The organism is Streptomyces sp. SID12501 (genome assembly GCF_010550245.1).
Lineage (GTDB): Bacteria > Actinomycetota > Actinomycetes > Streptomycetales > Streptomycetaceae > Streptomyces.
On the sequence record NZ_JAAGLU010000005.1, the window covers coordinates 295,954 to 313,754 of the forward strand.

General features: G+C 68.5%; 19 protein-coding genes and 1 pseudogene. 6 read left to right on the top strand and 14 right to left on the bottom strand.

All coding sequences use genetic code 11. The features are described from left to right. Positions 1-76: 76 nt before the first annotated feature. The 4 genes from G3I71_RS07935 to G3I71_RS07950 all read right to left on the bottom strand — a co-directional run bounded on the left by G3I71_RS07935 (position 77) and on the right by G3I71_RS07950 (position 5,884). A complete protein-coding gene (locus G3I71_RS07935) occupies positions 77-490 on the bottom strand; it encodes a hypothetical protein (RefSeq protein WP_164313188.1) in 414 nt (137 codons plus the stop codon). Further along, positions 487-2,580: an integrase gene (locus G3I71_RS07940; protein ID WP_164313260.1), complete on the bottom strand. Its 2,094-nt coding sequence runs from the start codon at positions 2,578-2,580 to the stop codon at positions 487-489. Before G3I71_RS07940 ends, G3I71_RS07935 begins: the two co-directional genes overlap by 4 nt. A gap of 38 nt (positions 2,581-2,618) precedes the next feature. Next, the gene (locus tag G3I71_RS07945; protein ID WP_343242882.1) at positions 2,619-4,271 is read right to left on the bottom strand and encodes a hypothetical protein; all 1,653 of its coding nucleotides are present in this window, start codon (positions 4,269-4,271) and stop codon (positions 2,619-2,621) included. A 77-nt stretch (positions 4,272-4,348) separates the two neighbouring features. After that, positions 4,349-5,884: an integrase gene (locus tag G3I71_RS07950; RefSeq protein WP_164313190.1), complete on the bottom strand. Its 1,536-nt coding sequence runs from the start codon at positions 5,882-5,884 to the stop codon at positions 4,349-4,351. Between the two features lie 44 nt (positions 5,885-5,928). Here G3I71_RS07950 and G3I71_RS07955 point away from each other — a divergent pair. The 3 genes and pseudogenes from G3I71_RS07955 to G3I71_RS07965 all read left to right on the top strand — a co-directional run. After that, a pseudogene (locus G3I71_RS07955) lies at positions 5,929-6,372 on the top strand (PIG-L deacetylase family protein); the annotation flags it as partial. 137 nt (positions 6,373-6,509) lie between these two features. Further along, on the top strand, positions 6,510-6,956 hold the full coding sequence (locus G3I71_RS07960) for a hypothetical protein (RefSeq protein ID WP_239148994.1): 447 nt from the start codon (positions 6,510-6,512) through the stop codon (positions 6,954-6,956). Between the two features lie 44 nt (positions 6,957-7,000). Then, positions 7,001-7,570: a hypothetical protein gene (locus tag G3I71_RS07965; RefSeq protein WP_164313192.1), complete on the top strand. Its 570-nt coding sequence runs from the start codon at positions 7,001-7,003 to the stop codon at positions 7,568-7,570. 121 nt (positions 7,571-7,691) lie between these two features. Here G3I71_RS07965 and G3I71_RS07970 read toward each other — a convergent pair whose 3' ends face one another. Together G3I71_RS07970 and G3I71_RS07975 are read right to left on the bottom strand one after the other, a co-directional pair. Continuing rightward, positions 7,692-8,114, bottom strand: a complete 423-nt coding sequence (locus tag G3I71_RS07970; protein ID WP_164313193.1) for a hypothetical protein — start codon at positions 8,112-8,114, stop codon at positions 7,692-7,694. Positions 8,115-8,132: 18 nt separating this feature from the next. After that, positions 8,133-8,330: a hypothetical protein gene (locus G3I71_RS07975; protein ID WP_164313194.1), complete on the bottom strand. Its 198-nt coding sequence runs from the start codon at positions 8,328-8,330 to the stop codon at positions 8,133-8,135. Between the two features lie 276 nt (positions 8,331-8,606). Between G3I71_RS07975 and G3I71_RS07980 the strand changes: the two genes are divergently transcribed. Next, entirely contained in the window at positions 8,607-9,020 is a 414-nt protein-coding gene (locus G3I71_RS07980) for a hypothetical protein (RefSeq protein ID WP_164313195.1), read from the top strand. Between the two features lie 329 nt (positions 9,021-9,349). On the opposite strand, the gene G3I71_RS07985 is transcribed toward G3I71_RS07980, so the two are convergent. Together G3I71_RS07985 and G3I71_RS07990 are read right to left on the bottom strand one after the other, a co-directional pair. Then, positions 9,350-9,529: a hypothetical protein gene (locus tag G3I71_RS07985; protein WP_164313196.1), complete on the bottom strand. Its 180-nt coding sequence runs from the start codon at positions 9,527-9,529 to the stop codon at positions 9,350-9,352. Positions 9,530-9,547: 18 nt separating this feature from the next. Beyond that, positions 9,548-9,712, bottom strand: a complete 165-nt coding sequence (locus G3I71_RS07990) for a hypothetical protein (RefSeq protein ID WP_164313197.1) — start codon at positions 9,710-9,712, stop codon at positions 9,548-9,550. 298 nt (positions 9,713-10,010) lie between these two features. Between G3I71_RS07990 and G3I71_RS07995 the strand changes: the two genes are divergently transcribed. After that, positions 10,011-10,331 (top strand): hypothetical protein, encoded by a 321-nt coding sequence (locus G3I71_RS07995; protein WP_164313261.1) that lies wholly within the window; start codon positions 10,011-10,013, stop codon positions 10,329-10,331. A 105-nt stretch (positions 10,332-10,436) separates the two neighbouring features. Here G3I71_RS07995 and G3I71_RS08000 read toward each other — a convergent pair whose 3' ends face one another. Together G3I71_RS08000 and G3I71_RS08005 are read right to left on the bottom strand one after the other, a co-directional pair. After that, positions 10,437-10,928 (bottom strand): hypothetical protein, encoded by a 492-nt coding sequence (locus G3I71_RS08000; RefSeq protein ID WP_164313198.1) that lies wholly within the window; start codon positions 10,926-10,928, stop codon positions 10,437-10,439. Positions 10,929-11,037: 109 nt separating this feature from the next. Next, entirely contained in the window at positions 11,038-12,396 is a 1,359-nt protein-coding gene (locus G3I71_RS08005) for a DUF445 domain-containing protein (protein WP_164313199.1), read from the bottom strand. Positions 12,397-12,599: 203 nt separating this feature from the next. Between G3I71_RS08005 and G3I71_RS08010 the strand changes: the two genes are divergently transcribed. Continuing rightward, positions 12,600-13,949 carry an SGNH/GDSL hydrolase family protein gene (locus tag G3I71_RS08010; protein WP_164313200.1) on the top strand — a complete coding sequence of 450 codons (1,350 nt, stop codon included), beginning with the start codon at positions 12,600-12,602 and terminating at the stop codon, positions 13,947-13,949. A 123-nt stretch (positions 13,950-14,072) separates the two neighbouring features. Here G3I71_RS08010 and G3I71_RS08015 read toward each other — a convergent pair whose 3' ends face one another. The 4 genes from G3I71_RS08015 to G3I71_RS08030 all read right to left on the bottom strand — a co-directional run bounded on the left by G3I71_RS08015 (position 14,073) and on the right by G3I71_RS08030 (position 17,633). Next, a complete protein-coding gene (locus G3I71_RS08015) occupies positions 14,073-14,783 on the bottom strand; it encodes a DUF1707 domain-containing protein (RefSeq protein WP_164313201.1) in 711 nt (236 codons plus the stop codon). A 42-nt stretch (positions 14,784-14,825) separates the two neighbouring features. Further along, entirely contained in the window at positions 14,826-15,794 is a 969-nt protein-coding gene (locus G3I71_RS08020) for an ATP-binding cassette domain-containing protein (protein WP_164313262.1), read from the bottom strand. A gap of 95 nt (positions 15,795-15,889) precedes the next feature. Then, on the bottom strand, positions 15,890-16,696 hold the full coding sequence (locus tag G3I71_RS08025) for an ABC transporter permease (protein ID WP_164313263.1): 807 nt from the start codon (positions 16,694-16,696) through the stop codon (positions 15,890-15,892). Between the two features lie 136 nt (positions 16,697-16,832). Continuing rightward, positions 16,833-17,633: an ABC-2 family transporter protein gene (locus G3I71_RS08030; protein ID WP_164313202.1), complete on the bottom strand. Its 801-nt coding sequence runs from the start codon at positions 17,631-17,633 to the stop codon at positions 16,833-16,835. Positions 17,634-17,801: the final 168 nt, after the last annotated feature.

Genomic DNA, 17,801 nt, shown 5'->3' on the forward strand with positions numbered 1-17,801 from the left:
AGAAGGTCCAGATCTTGGGCTAGGAATGCCTCTGCGTAGCCGTCCGGCCCCGGTCCACCGGAGCCGGACGGCTGGGTCAGGTGACGGGCCGAAGAAGGATGACGTTGTCAGGAACCGGCCGCGGGGGCGGTGGCGTGCCCTCCCTTTGGGTGAGGACAGCGGCGGCGAGGGTCAGCTGGGTGACCCGCTGACGGAGTTCTTCGATCTCGGCCTGCTGATCCTTGATCGTTTGCCGCTGGCGGATGACGGTCTCCCGCAGCTTCCTCTCCGATTCAGGGAGCTGGAGGGTCTCGTTGCGGACCCGTTCGTAAAAGAGGTTCTTCAGGTCCGAATGCCGTTTCATGAGGGCCATGCGGTGGACGCCGGCCTCGGCAGCGAGGGCCTTGACCGTGAGGCTGCCGTCCGAGGCGGTGGCCTTCCCGGCAAGGAGCTGGTCCATGGCCTCGCGGATACGGGTCCGCTCGTCCTCGTGACGGGGCTGCGGGGTCATGCGATGGCCTTTGCAGGTTGAGCGGCGGTGTCGTGGGCGTCTGCCGTGTCGCGGAGCCTGTCGGCATTCGCTGTGAGTCGTCGGCCGACCGGGGCGGGGGCCGAGGCTGCGAGTCGGTCGAGTTCGTCCGCTCGCTCGCGCAGGAGGCGGGCGTGGGTGTCGGTGCGGACGGTGTTCCCGCAGCCGGGCCGACAGTCGTACTGTCTTGGGGCATTCGCTCCTGGTTCGGGCTCGCAGAGCGCTGTATCCCGTTTGAACGCGCAGATCAGCATGGCATCGGGATTATCGAAGAGGACGACGCCGTCCCGGGCGAGGAACTTAGTGGCCTTCTTCGCGAATGTTGCCGGGACGATCCGTCCTTCGAACTTTGGCGTGTGGGCAGCGGCGGTGAGGGCCCGGCGGGAAGCGGGTCCTGAGATCTTCTCCCCTGCCGCGGCCTGATCGCGGAGACGGGCTGCGGTGTTGGCAGCGGCGAGGGCGGTCTCGACGTCGAGGACGCCGTGGATGCCACCGCGGCTGCGGGAGCCGTAGCCGCTGGACGTTCGAGCGTCCAGCACAGTTCTCATGTGGCCGTACTGGATCGCGAGCGCGATCAGCCCGCCTGGACGGCGCGCGATATGCCAGGCCAGGCTCCGCCTGAACCGGGCCACTCCGATTCCCCCGAGTGGATCCTCGGGGATGGCCTGACCAGTCAGGCCCTGGGACGGGGCCTCGCGGTTCGCCCATTCCACAAACGCCTCGATCCGCTCGTTCAGGGTCCCGCTCTTCAGGGCGCCATGATGGCCCTGCTGGTGGGTGAAGTCGTGGTGAGCTGAGCTGAGAAGGAGCTCTCCTTCGGGAACCATCCGCTCCAGGACACGGATGGCATGGACGACTGGGGTGATGGCGACCCAGGGAACGTCGCGTTCCTCGCCGGCGGAGATGTGGCTTCCTTCGTCGTCGGTGACGTTCTTGTAGTGGTGGCTGCGGATCAGATGTCGTCGGGGAGTGCCGTCGGCGGTGGGTTCGGGCTCAGGGCAGCATCCCGCTCGTAGGCCCTGGACTTCCTGGGGTCGCATGCCGGTCAAGTACAGGCAGATGATCGCTGCGGCGGTTCCGAGATGGCGCATGAGTTCGGCGGTTTCGTCGAAGTCCAAGTGCTCGCGCCAGGGCTTCCCGTTGATCCGCCCGGTGACCGGCACCTGCAAAGGACACGGTCCCGGCCGGTCGTTGACTGCGACCGAGAGCTGGTGCCGGTCCTTGAATCGGTCCACCTGCTTGAGGCTCGCGCCGGTGATGGCAGCGACGTAGGAGCGGGCTAGCTTTGGCCGGTCGCGCCCCCGGACCGAGGGCAGTGGGGCGCCTGCCTGGAGCAGGAGATCCGCGAGGGCTGCCAGGGTCTTTGGACTGCCCCTGTTGGCGGCGGCCGTGGCGATGAGGCGACACCGCTCGTCCCAGGCGGCAAGGATGTCGTCGGCGAAGTCGTCGACCAGGCGGATCGCCCAGACCAGTAGCGGACCGAGAACCTGCGGGTCAAGCGGCTCCGTACTGTTCTCTCCGCGTGCCGATCCGTCATCTGCGGGAAGGAAGTCGTCGAGGCCCTCCGTTTCCCAGGGAGGCCGTGCGATGCCGGTGGGCTGTGCACTGAGCTGATCGAACGCCCAAAGGTCCGTCAGGCTGGAGCAAACGCTCTTCGCGGGGTCGCGGGTGATACCGCCCTCCCAGCGCTCGGAGATGTAGACCCGCCACACTTCCTCGGTGCATGCGCCGAGGCTGGTGATGCGGCGTTCGTGCAGCCAGCGCGCCAGACGTATCCATTCGTTGCATGTGGCCCGCATGACTGCGGCGGACGTCCGGGCCCGGGCCCGGACCCCTCGGTCCTTGAGGTAGGTGGGCCGGAGCTGACCGTTGAGCATCGTCCAGGCCGTGAGTTTCACCTGGCCGAGCAGGGACGCGGGGCACCTTTCCCAGAAGATTGCGCAGAGGCTGGTGCCGGGGTTGTCGATGAGCGGAGCCAGTGGCCAGACGAGGTCTCGGTAACGGGCGTTCGGGTGCGTGTTGCCGGGCTTGATCCACTGGGGCAGCACCACGGGGCTGTCGAGGCCGGGCATGGCCAGGACGTACGGGTCGTTCTCGACTGCGAGGCTGGTCACAGGGCGAGGTCTTTCTTCACCAGGAACTGGACGATGGTGCGATCGGCGTCGTTGACGTGGGCCAAGGCCGCCTTCCAAGCGGCCGGGCCGACCCTGTCGCGCAAGTCCTCCAGCCGCAGCCGATGATCACGCCAGCGTTCGTGGAACGTGCGGTCGTCCATGACGGACCGCAAGCTCAGGATCTGCTCGTGCAGATGGGCGAGCCGGGGGTGGTGGCCCGGGTGGACGTGGGCGTTGGGGCAGGCCAGGCAGAGCAGAAAGTCCGCTCCGCAGCCGCCCCCGGGAGCCGGCCAGGGGCTGGACTCCTCGTCCTCGCAGTCCGCGGTCGCGGTCTCCTGGTGCTCGCGGTCCGGGTTGTCTGTGATCTGCCCGCCGAAAACAGCAGCCTGGGCCTGTTCTAGGGCCTCGATCGCGCCGGCTTCGAACACGTCGCGCGAAGCGCGCTGTACGCGCTGGTCAGGCAGGACGTAGACGCTCTCGTGGGTGCCTTGGCTGTGCTGCAGGGGACGGCCCTCCTCCGTCACCGTTGTCCGGCGGGCCCGCTGAAAGGGCGACCCGGACAGCCCATGCCCGCGGACCCACCACTGGATCGTCGACACGGAGACGCCGAAGGACAGGGGACCCACCGGGGCGGGTCGGTCCAGGTCCAGGTGCTCCTGCTCGAGCAGATAGGAGCGAGCGGTCATCAGCAGGTCAGTCCCGGGTGCCAGACGGCTGGCCAGCGCGCGTCCGTGAGCGGTGGCCTCCAGAGCCTGGGTGATCAGGCGCCCAGGGGAGCTGGCCCCTGAATCGGTGATGTTCTCGGTGGAGAACCACCGTCCTCGACCCAATCTGCGCTTTTCGACCTGAACCTGATAGGTCACCGACACCATCTCGCCCACCGACGGCGCCGTCGTCGGCGCCGGCATGCGGTCATAGACGGACAAGTTCCAGCCGAACCTGTCGGTCAGCAGCACGGCCAGCGCGGTGAGCTCCCCACGGGTCAGGAACAGCCGACCCCATGCCTTCTCTCCCCCCTTGCCGCCCAGCAGCCCGTGGTTCGTCACGCTGCTGTGTCCGCCAGGGTGGAGAGTGCGAGGGACATCACCGGTGCGGGCGAGGTGGTCGAGGATCTTCCCGATCCTCCACTCGCGGCTGCCCTCGGTGACGCCGCCCGCCCTCCATGCGTTCAGCAGCCGCGTGTTGTCACCGATCCGAAGCCAGGCCGACCGGAACTGGCGTTGAGCGGCCTGCACCACCTGCTCCCGCGCACTCTCCCCATAGGACTGCTTGTTCGGTGTCGGCCCGGGGATCCGGCGGGCCAGTTCCTCCGCCACCGGCCCAGCAGCCAGTCGGGGGTCCGCCTGCAGCAGATTCCGGACCTCTCTCAGCATCCCCTTCCCGGAGTTGGTGCTGATACGCCCATTACGCCAGCTCTGCATGATGGCGACGGTCAGAGCGTCCAGATCATCCGGTGGACTGTCCAACCCCGAGAGGAAATCGGCGAAATATCCTAGCTTTATCCAGCTGCTTCGGGCAGTGCTGTGGCTGGTCCAACCGCGAGACCGGTCTGCGAACACCTTGGCCAGTGAGCGCTGCATCGGCACGGCCACAGACAACTCGGCGAAGTCGAACTCCTTTTTGTAGCCGGCCTTGTTGGTGACCGTCACCACTAGGCCGTCCGGGGCCAGCGGGGCTTCGGCCCGGTGACCTGCCGGGGGCAGGACTGCTTCACGTCCCCGCCCTGTCACGAGGCCACCTCGCCGAGGAGGACGTCGATGTCCTGGATCCCGGACGTCTCTCGGGCGAGTCGCGCGAAGACGCCGTCCACATCCTCGACATGCTCGTTCTGACCATCGGCGCTGTCGGCCATGGCAAGGATCGACTCCAGCTGCAGGTGAGCGACCGGCGCGAGATAGTGCCGCTTCGTCGTCTCCACGTCCGCGTGCCCAAGGATCGTCTTCACCAGCCACCACGGGTCACCGAACAACAACGCGAAGTCCCGCCTCTCCGCCTTCGACAGCCCGTAGCGGGTCTCCACCAGCTGGTTCAGCACGATCAGCAGATAGAGCGCCGCTGAATGCCGGGCCGAGTGCGGGGTTACGTACGGGCTCTTGCCCCGGACGTCCGCCAGCCGAAAGTCTCGGGTGATCTTCCGTTCCTTCTCGGTGAGCAGGACCCTCTCGCAACGCAGGTTCGCCGTCCTGAACACCCCGTTCCACCTCTCGGGCGGCATCGGCAGGCCCTGCTCAGTCAGCCACAGATAGGCCGGCTCCGGCCCCTCCGGTCCCTCCAGGAACAACGACTGCCTCTCCCGCCAGCCGAGCCGGCTCAGTTCCCGCTCGCCGATGGCCCCATTCCGGTCGGCCCATTCGACCTTCGGCTTCAGCCCGCCGGTCACCCGCGTGATCAGCAGCATCACCGGCAGCCGCTCATAGCGTCCCTCGGCCTGGGCTCGCTGGACGGCCCAGGCCCGCTCAGACTGCACGTACGCCTCGACCTGGCCGACTGCATCCACCGAGGCGTAGAACACCCGGCTGTTTTTCGACCGCGTCACCGCCCCCGCGATCCGGCCGTGGCAGTAACGGCCGTGCCGTAGCCGCTGGGCAGGCAGCTCGAACGTCAGCAGCGACCCACCTTCCTGCCTTCGGAGAGCCGAAGAAAGCAGCAGTTGGACGAAGCCCGTGTTCCGTAGCTCCGTCCGCGAGTCCCACCCCGGCGCCGGGAGGCCGCCGCGGGTGTGGCCGCGCAGGCCGATGTCCGACCACAGGCCCCAGGTCCGCGGCGTCAGCCACGACACCCGCGAACTGACCGAGTCCGCCGCCCGGTCCTCCCGCCGCGACACGTCCACCGGCAGCGGACGCACCTTCCCCCACCGGAACAGCTTGGTGAACGCCGCCGCCTCCCGGTCCCACTTCGTCCCGCTGATCCGCTCTGGGTTCTCCTGTGCCTCACACCGCCAGTCCCGGAAATCATCCAGATCCTGCTGTGTCGCCTCCCACCACTCGACATCCCGCGAGGACAGAAAAACAAGCAACAGACGGATATCCGTCGAGTAGTTCCGTTTCGACTCACGCTGCATACTCCGGAATTCGTTCGAACGGACGAAATCCAGAAGCCCTGCATCGACCACCCCGTCGGGCCTGACGAACACCGGGTCACCCGGCTTGAGACCGATCCGAGCCACCGCCTCCGGCAGCTCACGTACCCCCAGAACCCCCTCAGCAGGGAGAGTCCCCCACCGGCCTGGATCCGGAACCCGCACTACTTGCCACGTACTCAACTGCGGTCCTTCCTGACGCTTGAACTCACTCAAGCATCAGGGAAGTGGTCACGCACGATGCGTACGGCGGGCTGACCGGTCACGAGGATCACGTGCACACGCACCGCGTGACCATGCTCGCCGTACACGCGGCCGGACTTGAGCGGCTCTACCTGGGGGCCGGTGAGCCCTGGCAGCCGAGCGCTCTGTACCTGGCCACGCATCCGCACTCGGCCATCCCGGTGTGGGGCGGACTCCTGGTCCCGGCGGGCAAGGCCATGCACAGCGTTCCGGACGAGCAGGTCACCGCGACCGTCGACGTCAGGCCCTGGCTGGAGCAGAAGGTCGCCGCCGTGCTGGCCCATCGCACCGAGGTGGCACGGGGAGCCGCCCTCGGGCTGATCGCCGGGCTCTCCGGCGCCGAGCGGGAACGGCTGCTCTGCACCGAGTGGTTCATCCGCCACGACCTCGTGTCCGCGACGGCAGCGCAGACAGGGCTCACGGTCTGAGTACCAGTACCTCCGACAGTGCGTACGTCTGCGACCCCTCCTGACCCTCGCGCCCGCGGAACCGTTTCATCACACCCCGTGTCCTTCTTCGTGGAAGGTGGTTCCACGCCGCGGACCGCCTCTGGAGGGGGATGGTCATGGGGGAGATACGCGACGGGGCACGGATAGGGGCTTGGGCTGTCGTCGGGGTTCTCGGCCTGGCGGTGTTGTACGTGGTCGGGGCGTTCGCCTTCGGCGGTGCGATGTGGATCACCGCCCCGTTCCGCGGTGAGGTGGACAAGCGCGAGAACACCGTCGCCTCGGGCGAGTTCCGGCAGACCACGTACGAGGAGTTCTTCGATCTGTGCGAGGCCGTGCAGAACGCCGAGGGGACGATCCAGGTGCTCCAGGAGGAGCGGAAGGCCGCTTCGGAGACTCGCACGACGCAGATCGACCAGTCGATCACCGCGCTGAAGGCCACGCGGATCGAGTCGGTCAACGACTACAACTCGAAGGCCGCCCAGGAGCACCGCGCGCCCTTCCATGACAAGGATCTGCCGTACCGGCTGGATGTCGGCGCCGAGCGCACGACGTGCACCAACTGATCCCAGCTCATCCCCATTTCATCCCGGGAAGAGGGCAGCACGGCATGAAGAAGTTCGTACGCATGGCCCTGGCCACCGTCGTCGCGCTCGTCGCGGGCCTTGCCCTGACGTCCTGCACCGACGACACCAGCCAGGACAAGGAGAACGCGGCCAAACAGGACAACTACGACCACCTCGTGGCGCTGCAGCCGGCGGGCCGCATGGAGTACTCGCCGACCCGTGAAGCGATCAACCAGTGGGTCAAGACGTGGGGGCAGCGGGGCAAACTCTCGTACGTCTACATCCAGAACGCCAAGGGCGAGTACGGGTACTTCATCATGAAGGGCCTGCCGGTACCGCGCTGCAAGATGCTCACTCCGACGGAGAGGGTGGAGTCCTACAGCGAGGGTGGCGTCGCGGTCCTCCCGCAGCCCGGCATGGACGGCACGTACACGACGGGTTCCACCTGCAACGCCTACTACGGTTTCGACGCCACGACGGGCGCGTACATGGAGTTCACGGTAGGCACGAACCAGTCGTTCTTCCTGTTCGACAAGCCCATGACGTTGCCGGAGTACTCCAGCGCCAAGCAGTTGGGGCCGACCTCGGTGAAGGACGCCGCGAAGCAGCCTTGAGCGGTCGGGGGCCGGTTGGCGGATGCGGGAGGGCCGTGCCGACGGCCCTCCCGGTGGCCCCTGAATCGGCCAGGGCTCATCAGGAAGCCTCCGGTCGATAGCCGAGTGCGGGACCGGCAGATCAGAAGCCCCGGTGCACCCCGTCCGCGTCGACGGCCGCCGCGAAGTCCCTGAAGTCCATGTTCGAGAGCGACAGGTTGTTCTCGATGCCCCACAGCTCGCTCGCCACGACCCGGAGGCAACGCCCGTACTCCTCACGCAGATCCACGACCAGGAGGGGGAACTCCGCCGAGGCCAGGGCTGTCGCGTCGGCCAGGATGAGGATCGGATGCCGGTAACCGGCCGGGAGCAGGATGAGCGCCTCCGCCGCGGTCACTCCGGCGAACCGGCGGTCCGACTGTGAGACGAGTTCGACGGTCGGCAGGAAACCGTCCTCGCTCGGCGAGGAGAGGGCCGACCTCAGGTTCTCCCACGCGGCGTCGCTCGAAAAGTCGGTGCGGACAACCAACGTGTCCGCGGTGATGGGCAGTTGCTGCTCAGGCATACGCGCACAGTACTGCCGTCACGCACGACGTTCCGTCCCCCGCCCGGGACGCGTGGTAAAGGTCCGCCTCGCCCCCGTCCTCCGCGCGGAGTGAGAGAGGCCCTCCTCCGGGCCGCCGTCCACCACGTACGGCTCCGTCACCTGCCGCAGCCGTTCCGCGTCCAGGGCAACGACCTCGCCGTCCACGAACCGGAGCAGAAAGATGCTGTAACTCACGGCCACACTCTCTCGCATCACCATGCGCCGGAGAACCCTTGAACCGACCTGCACGTACCCCACAGGTTTACCCGTACGTACGTCACAGGTTTACCCACAACTCCAACCAGCGCGAGATGGCACCGATCACTCGGAATGCCAGGATCTCCAGTGTCCTGAAGCGCAGGTGAGCGCCAGGCCGCTCTACCCGTCCTGGACGCTGTCGCAATCCTGACAGCCCTCTTCTCGTGCTCGAACATCGCCTGCCACGCAAATACTTGATCAAGGGGATTCAGAATGCGCAAGATAATGGCCGCGTCAATATCCGCCGGCGTGATCGCCCTCGCCACCTTGGGGACAGCCAGCCCCGCCTCCGCCAGCTGGACGAACTGCGGGAACGGCGGGGACGACGACCTGGGGCACTGGCAGGTCTGCTACACGATCAACGGCGACGGCATGTACGTCGATTCGGTTGTAGGCACCGCCAAGCGATACGACGGCGGCGGCGCGAAGTCGATCCATATTGAATATGTCAAGGCCGGCGACGTGCACTGGAAGAACACCGCCCAGGTCACCAGCAACAACTTCACGAACACTCAGTCCGTCAAGGGCAATGTGGCGAAGGAGGGCGACTACTGCGCAAAGCTCTGGGTTGCCTGGAACGGCGGCCACTACTGGGCCGGCCAGGCCTGCGTCAACATTCACCCTTAAATCCTGGCCGGATCGAGCCTGGCCGAGTGTCGGCGAGATCCGGACACCACAGGAGTGGAAGAGAAACCACGGGGACGGAAGAAATTGATCCGTGAGCTGGAGGAATGTCCGTATCTCCACCTTGCAGATCAACGAAGAAGGGGCACCACCGGTCAGGCGGCCGACGGTGCCCCTACTGGCTGTCTTGGGGGCCGGTTTCGCGGGGACGCACTGCACTCCCTACGCATCACCCGCCTCCCGCCCCGCCGAGGCCAGGGCTGTCGCGTCGGCGAGGATGGGGATCGGGTGCCGGTAACCGGCCGGGAGCAGGGTGAGCGCCTCCGCCGCGGTCACTCCGGCGAACGGGCGAACCGGCGGTCCGACTGTGAGACGAGTTCGACGTTCGGCAGGAAACCGTCCTCGCTCGGCGAGGAGAGGGCCGACTTCAGGTTCTCCCACGCGGCGTCGCTCGAAAAGTCGGTGCGGACAACCAACGTGGCTACGGTGATGGGCAGTTGCTGCTCAGGCATGCGCGCACAGTACTGCCGTCACGTCTTCCTGACCTTGTCGTAGCGGCCCAGGAAGCGCGGCGAACCGTTCTCCACCCGGTGCAGGAAGAGGCCGTTGACCAGGTGGAACTGGTCGGTCTTCGCATCGAATTCGATGGTCTTGGCGAGTCCCTTGTAGGTGGACGTGCGGAGTCTGCGCACCATGGCGCCCCGCTCGACCTCGACGGAGCCGAGGCCACCGAGACCACGGTCTCTGAAACACCGTCAACTCCCCCTGTTAGCACCTGTGTTCCCGCGTTGGGAGCGTAGCGACTATGCCGGCGGGACACTACGAACATGGCGGAGTCCGTCGCTCCCTCTCAGACGGGACCGGCCACCCCGCCCGGCCTGTTACCCAGGATCACGCGTTAGCCTCGCCCGTAGTGCACGTACACGCACACGCATGTACACGCACGTACGTACACGACTGCTGTACGACCCGATCCAGCGGAGGCAGACCGGCATGGCGAAGACGACGAAGGTTCCTACGGCGCTCGTGGCCGCCACCGGGCTCGTCGGCGGGTACGCCGTAGCCCGGTGGAGCAGGAACCGGCAGCTCGGCGGGACCGTGCTGGCCGTCGCGGGGACCGTCGCCGCCCAGCGCTGGCACGAGCAGGCGGGTGTGACGGCCGCCGGGGCGCTGACCGTCGCGTACGTCGCCGCCTTCGCCGGATCGCACCCGCTGGCCAAGAAGGTGGGCGCCTGGCCCGCCGTGTTCGGGGTCGCCGGAGCCGTCGCCCTCGCCTCCTGGGCGGTCGCCGACCGCCACGAGACGCTCCGCTGAGGTGCCGTGAGTTGCTGCGGCGCCATGAATTGCTGCGGCGTCATCGTGGCTGGTCGCGCCCACGCGGCGGAGCCGTAGATGTCACAGCCCCGCGCCCCTGAAGGCTTACCTCAACCCCGCCGACGCCAACCCCTCCATCGACTCCTCCTCCACCCGGAACGCGCGTCCCACTCCCGCCATGACCAGCACCCCCGCCGCGATCACCAGCGTGAAGAAGGCCCAGCTCAGGGGCCAGACGTTGGCGAAGCCGTCGGGCGGGTCGGGATGGGTGCGCAGGGAGACGTACATGAGCACCGCCGGAGGGGCCGCGATCAGGAGCAGCGGCCAGCCCCGGCTGTCGCGGTAACCGAAGTAGGCGGCCAGGAGCAGCAGTACGACGCCCAGGGCGACGACCCCGACGCCCGTCACCGGGGTCGTCTCCTGCGTCGTGCCCGCGCTCTCCGCCCGGTTGCGCAGATCCCCGGGGACGCAGACGACGTACGACGCCGAAGCGACGGCGACGCCGAGTGCGCGCGTCAGCCAGCGCTCGGCCCAGGGACGCGTCCCCAGCGGCCCGAGCAGCTTCCCGGTGGTGCCGTTCCCCGTAATCTCGGTCATACGTACGAGGGTCACCCGTCCGAGGGCGGTCCGACAGAGTACGCGTACTCAGGTGCGGGTACTCAACCTCGTGCCCGGCCGCGTACCCAGCCGTGTACTCAACCCCTGGCTACACCCCCACCGCCCGCGACACCACGTAGATCAGCAGCCCCGCCAGCGAGCCGACCACCGTGCCGTTGATCCGGATGAACTGGAGGTCGCGGCCGATGTGCGCCTCGATCTTCCTCGTCGTGTGCTCGGCGTCCCAGCCCGCCACCGTGTCCGTGATCAGGGAGGTGATCTCGCCCTGGTAGGTCGTCACGACGTACACCGCCGCACCTTCCACCCAGCCGTCCACCTTGTTCTGCAGGCCGGAGTCGACCGCCATCCGGGACCCCAGCGACAGCAGCGACGCCCGTACGCGCAGCCGCAGCTCGCTGCGCTCGTCCTCGGCCGCCGAAACGATCATCGATCGTACGGCCGTCCAGGCCGACGCGATCAGGTCCTGGACCTCGCCGCGCCCCAGAACCTCGGTCTTCAGCCGCTCGACACGCGCGCGCGTGTCCGTGTCGGACTGGAGGTCGGAGGCGAAGTCGGTGAGGAAGCGGTCCAGGGCGCCGCGCGCCGGGTGGGAGGGTGCGTCGCGCATCTCGGTGACGAAGCGCAGCAGTTCCTTGTAGACGCGCTCGCCGACCCTCTTGTCGACGAACTTGGGCGTCCAGCCGGGCGCGCCGCCCTGCACGGCGCCCATGACCTCCTCCTCGTGCAGGACGAGCCAGTCGTGGGCGCGTACGCAGACCAGGTCGACGACCCGTTTGTGGCCGCCGTCGACGACGACCTTCTCCAGCATCTTCCCTATACCGGGCGCGATCTCCTGGGCGTCGGCCCGCCGGGTGATGGCCTCGCCGACGACCGCCTGGACGTCGGAGTCGCGCAGGACGGTGAGCGCCCCGCGCAGGGCCGCCGACAGCTCCGCCGTGACACGGTCGGCGTGCTCCGGCTCGGCGAGCCACGTACCGAGGCGGCTGCCGATGCCGACAGCCCGCAGCCGCTGCCGTACGACGTCCTGGGAGAGGAAGTTCTCGCCGACGAACTCACCGAGGGAGACGCCCAGTTGGTCCTTCTTGGTGGGGATGATCGCGGTGTGCGGGATGGGCAGGCCGAGGGGATGGCGGAAGAGGGCGGTGACCGCGAACCAGTCGGCCAGCGCACCGACCATGCCCGCCTCGGCCGCCGCGGCGACATACCCCGTCCAGGCACCGGCGCCCTGCTCACCGGCCCACTTGGCGAGGACGTACACGACGGCGACGAAGAGCAGCAGCCCGGTCGCCGTGAGCTTCATACGGCGCACCCCGCGTTGGCGCTCCTCGTCGGCGGGGCTGAAGGAGGTCATGGCGCGACCCGGAACCGCGCCGTCCGCCGACCCCGTTCTCGTGCGTTCCGGCCGTTCTGTTCGTTCCGTCTGCGCTGTTCGTTCCGTCCGTTCCATTCGCTCCACTCACTCCACCGTTCAGTGATCCCTCACACATTGTCCCTTCCTGACCGACTCCCGGAACGGAACAAGAGTTCCCTGCGTATACCCGGAGGAAGCCGATCCGAAGGATTGGACCGGCTCGCACAGGCCCATCCCGCATCATGGGCACAGCCCACCGGAGCCCCACGCTCCCCGCCGTACGAGGAGTCACGCATCCCATGACCAGGCGCCACGGTTATGGCCTGCTCGCCGCGATGATCACGCTCGTCGTGGCCATGTCGGCCGCCATATACGTCGGGGCGACCCTCGACGACAGCAGCAGCCGGAACACACGGTCCGTCAGCCAGGCTCGCGGCGACTCGGGCAACGACGTCGCCCCCGCGTCCACCGGCGCCTGGGTCGGCACCTGGGCCGCCTCCCCCGTCGAGGGCGAGCCCGGCACCGAGGTGCGGGGCCTGGCCGGCCGCTCCCTGCGCAACGTCGTGCACACGGCGGCCGGCGGTACGAGTGCCCGCGTCACGCTCTCCAACCTCTACGGCAAGCAGCCGCTGACCATCGCCCACGCCTCGGTCGCCGTCGCCGCCGCCGAGAACAGCGCCGCCGCCGACGCCGGCACCATGCGCCGGCTCACCTTCGGCGGCAGCCCGTCGGTGACCGTCCCGGCCGGGCAGCAGATCGTCAGCGACGCGGTCCGGATCGTCGTCCCGCGCGACAGCGACGTCCTGGTGACGACATACGCCTCGGTCCCGTCCGGCCCGGTCACCTACCATCCGCGCGCCCGGCAGATCTCGTACTCCGCAGCGGGCGACCGCACCGAGGACCCGCACGCCACGGCGTACACCGAGCGGACCGAGGCCTGGCGGTACGTCACCGCCCTCGACGTCCTCAGCGACCAGGCCAACGGCACGGTCGTCACCCTCGGCGACTCGCTCACCGCCGGCAGCACGTCGAGCGTGGGCGCCAACAGCCGGTGGCCCGACGTCCTCGCCGACCGGCTGCACGCGGCGGCACAGTCCGGCGCGGACGTGCCCCGCTACAGCGTCGTCAACCAGGGCATAGGCGGCAACCGCGTCCTGCGGCACGGCGGCGTCGGTGTGCCGGCGCCCAACGCGAGCGGACTGTCGCGGTTCGGGCGGGACGTCCTGGGCCGTACGAACGTCAAGGTGGTCGTGATCGACCTGGGCGTCAACGACATCCTGCGCGCCCGCGACCCCAAGGACCTGCGGGCGTCCTCGATCGTCTCCGGGCTGCGTGAGCTGGTGGACGACGCGCACCGCCAGGGGCTGAGGGTGGTGGGGGCGACGCTGATGCCGTTCGGGGGGTTCCACGGGTACTCGGCGACCACGGAGGAGCTGCGGCAGGCCGTGAACGCGGAGATCCGGGGTGGGCAGGTGTTCGACGCGTACGCGGACTTCGACAAGGCGCTGCGCGATCCGTACGACCCTCGGCGGTTCCGGGCCGACTACGACTCCGGGGATCACCTGCATCCGAGCGACAAGGGGTACGCGCGGATGGGGGATGTGTTCGACCTGGAGGACCTGAAGGGCGCGGTTCCGGCGGAGCTTTAGCGGGTGCGCGGTGTGGGGTGCGTTTTCGGGTGCGGGTCCGTCGTGGCTTGTCGCGCAGTTCCCCGCGCCCCTAAAAGGGGCGCCTCAGTCGCCCGGAGTTCACAGGCACCGAGCCGCCCCGGGTCACCTGTGATCCGACCCCGAGCCGTCCAGTTCCCCTCGCCCGTCCCGCCGCTCCAGCTTCTCCTGCCGCCGCTCCTCCTTGAGGCGCTGGCGCTCCGCCTTCGGGAGTTTGCGGGTCACTCCGACGCCGCCCCAGAAGGCGAAGCCCTGGACGATCACCCGGGGTGCGCCGGGGTCGCCCAGCACCCCCTCCTGGCTGTGGTCGAAGCCGCCCATGATGCCGATGCCGCGTACGACGACCTCGACACCGGGCGGCACCAGCACATTCACGCCACCCATGATCGCGACGCAGTTGAGGACCACCTCACGGTCCGCGAAGTTCGCCTCGCGCAGGTCGAGTTCGCCGCCGCCCCAGAAGGCGAACGAGTTGAACTGCCGCGGCACCGTCCAGCGCCCCCTGCGCTGGAACCCGCCCATGATGGCGACACCCCACCGCGAGGACCCCTCGCCCCCGACGATCCGGTCCGGCCAACTCCCGTCCCCCACCGGCTGCTTGACCATGCTCACAGCGGGCGCGCTCACCCCGGCCCCGGGCAGGTCACGGGTGATCGGCGTCAACTCACCGTACGTACGTGCCTGGTAGGTCGCTTCCAGCCGCTCCTCGAACTCGGCCATGTCGAGCCGGCCCTCCGCAACAGCGTCCCGCAGTACCTCGGCGACTCGTTCACGATCGGCGTCGGAAGCGCGCAGCTCCGGAAGGTCGTCCGTCATGCACGCAGCCTACGAGGTTCTGCCAGATCTCCGCGAGGGAGCCTACGGGGCCGCCTTCCCCGACTTCTCGGCCTGCTCGGCGTACATTTTCGCGATCACGGCCTCGATGTCCGGCTCCCGCACCGACAGGTCGACCAGCGGATACTCCGCCGCGATCCGCGCGACCAGCGGAGCCGCCGACTCCGACGCCGGGAACGCCAGCCACTGACGCGGGCCCTCCACCCGTACGACCCGCGCCGACGGCACCTCGATCGGCGGCAGTTCGCGCTCCAGGTCCACCACCAGGGTCCGCTCGCTGTCGCCCACCTCGTGCAGGCCGGTCAGCGGGCCGTCGTACATGAGCCGGCCGTGGTCGATGACCATGACCCGCGAGCACAGCTGCTCGATGTCCTGGAGGTCGTGCGTGGTGAGCAGGACCGTCGTACCGCGCTCGGCGTTCAGCTCGCGCAGGAACTCCCGTACCCGGGCCTTCGAGATCACGTCCAGGCCGATCGTCGGCTCGTCGAGGTACAGCACCTCGGGATCGTGCAGCAGGGCCGCCGCGATGTCGCCCCGCATCCGCTGACCGAGGGACAGCTGGCGGACCGGTACGTCCAACAGGTCGGCCAGTTCGAGGAGTTCGACACAGCGGTCGAGGTTCTCCCGGTAACGGGCGTCCGGGATGCGGTACATGCGGTGCATCAGGTTGTACGAGTCGATCAGCGGAAGGTCCCACCACAGCGTCGTACGCTGCCCGAACACCACCCCGATACGCCGTGCGAGACGCGTGCGCTCACGGGACGGGTCGATGCCTGCGACGCGCAGCCGGCCCCCGCTGGGGGTGAGGATGCCCGTCAGCATCTTGATGGTCGTGGACTTCCCGGCGCCGTTCGGGCCGATGTAGCCGACCATCTCCCCGCGCGCCACCCGGAAGGAGATCGAGTCGACCGCCCGCACCTCCCGCCGCTCACTCCTCATGAACCCGGTCTTCTTGCGCACGTCGAAGACCTTCTCGACACCGTCCAGCTCGATGAAGGACTCGTTGAAGGACTCGTTGAAGGACTCGTTGGACGAACCGTCCGCGAAACGACCGTCCACGTGACTGCGACTGTGACTGTCCACGTGCCCTAACTCCCCGTGCTCCGGTACGAACGAAGTCCCGCCCGCCAGGCCAGCCCGGCCAGCGCGCAGCAGCCCGCCGCCACCAGCGGCGGCAGGAACGCCACCCACTCCGGCAGGTCGAGCGGATAGGGGCGGCCCAACACGTACAGCGCGGGCAGCCAGTTGACGAAGGCCAGCGGGAAGACGAACGTCACCCCGCGCACCAGGTCGTGCGCGAACAGGCCCGGCGGATACTGCAACAGCGTGGCGCCGCCGTACGTGAACGCGTTCTGCACCTCGGAGGCGTCCCGCGCCACGAACTGGAAAGCCGCGCCCCCGACGAACACCGCGCAGAAGATCGCCCCGCCACTGAGCACCATCACCGGCATCAGCAGCACCTTGAGCGCCGTCCAGTGGACGCCGTCGAGGGCCGTGAGGGCGTAGCCGAGCACCAGCAGGCCCTGGGTGATCCGGCCGAGGCGGCGCAGCGCGAACCGGTCGGCGGCGACCTGCGCGAGCACCGGCGCCGGCCGGACGAGCAGCGTGTCCAGGGTGCCGTCACGGACCCGGCGCCCCAGCCGGTCCATCGACCCGACGACGAGGTCGGCGATCCCGAACGCGACCGCCGACAGCCCGTACAGGAACGCGATCTCGGGCAGCGAGTAGCCGCCGAGCCGGTCGATCTGGGAGAACATCAGCACGATCGCCAGGAAGTCGAGGCCGGTCGCCACGAAGTTCCCGAACGTGGTCATCACGAAGGAGACCCGGTAGGCCATCGTGGACCGGATCCACATCGCGGCGATCATCCGATAGGCCCGTACGCCGTCGAGCATGCGCTCCCGGCGACCGAGCGGCCCGTCGTCCCAGTCGGCGCCGGTCCACCGCTCACCCCGGACACGGACACCGGTCTTCACCGCGCCGTCAACGCCTACGCCCGCGCCCGCGCCCACGTCACCCACGTCACCCACGTCACCCACCCTGAACCACCACCCGCCGAGTAGCGACCGCCTGCAACAGACGCCCCGCCGCCAGCAGCGCCACCGCCCACCCGGCCTGGAACGCGAACGTGCCCAGCGGATCCGCCTCCCCCAGCAGGATGTCCGTCGGCGCCTGGATCAACGCCGCCCACGGCAGGGCCCGTACGATCTCGCCGAGCAGCCCCGGGAAGACGTTCAGCGGGAGCACCATGCCCGAGCAGAAGACACCCGCGAGCCACGCCATCTGGATGATGCCCGCGCCGTCCAGGAGCCAGAACGCGGTCAGCGCCACCAGGAACCGGAACGAGTAGCTCACCAGTATCCCGAGCGCGACCGCGCCCAGGAACGCCAGCCAGGTCAGCGGCGAGGCCGGGAGCGTCAGGTCGAAGAGCCAGGCACCGAACGCCAGCGGGATCAGCCCCCGGCCCAGCAACTGGAACAGGGCCCGGCCCATGTCCTGGGCCAGCCACCACAGCTGGAGGTCGGCCGGCCGGTACAGGTCGATCGCGATGTCACCCGTACGGATACGCTCGATCAGCTCGTCCTCGAAGCCCGTGCCCATCACGCACATGGTCGTCAGCAGCGCCTGGGCCAGCCAGACATAGGTGAGGGCCTGGGACTGGTCGTACCCGCCGAGGTGCGGTCTCTCGTCCCACAGGGCGATGTAGGTGTAGGCGAGGATGACGCCGAAGACGGTGTTGGTGAACACCCCCGCCAGCGTGGCCGCCCGATAGGTGGCATACCGTCGGAAACCCCCCACCGCGACGGCCGCGTACAACCGCCCAGAACCCACGACACCAGCCTTCCCCAACGCGTCCGGACCGAAGCGCAGGAGCCTAGTCCGCCCACTCCCCGGCCCGCCACGCATTTTCGGGCAGGACGCGTGCCGAGGTCAGGGAACTGATCGCCGGGTGCGACAGTCTTCAAGAGGGGGCGCAGAAAACGTTTGAAGTGGTGAATG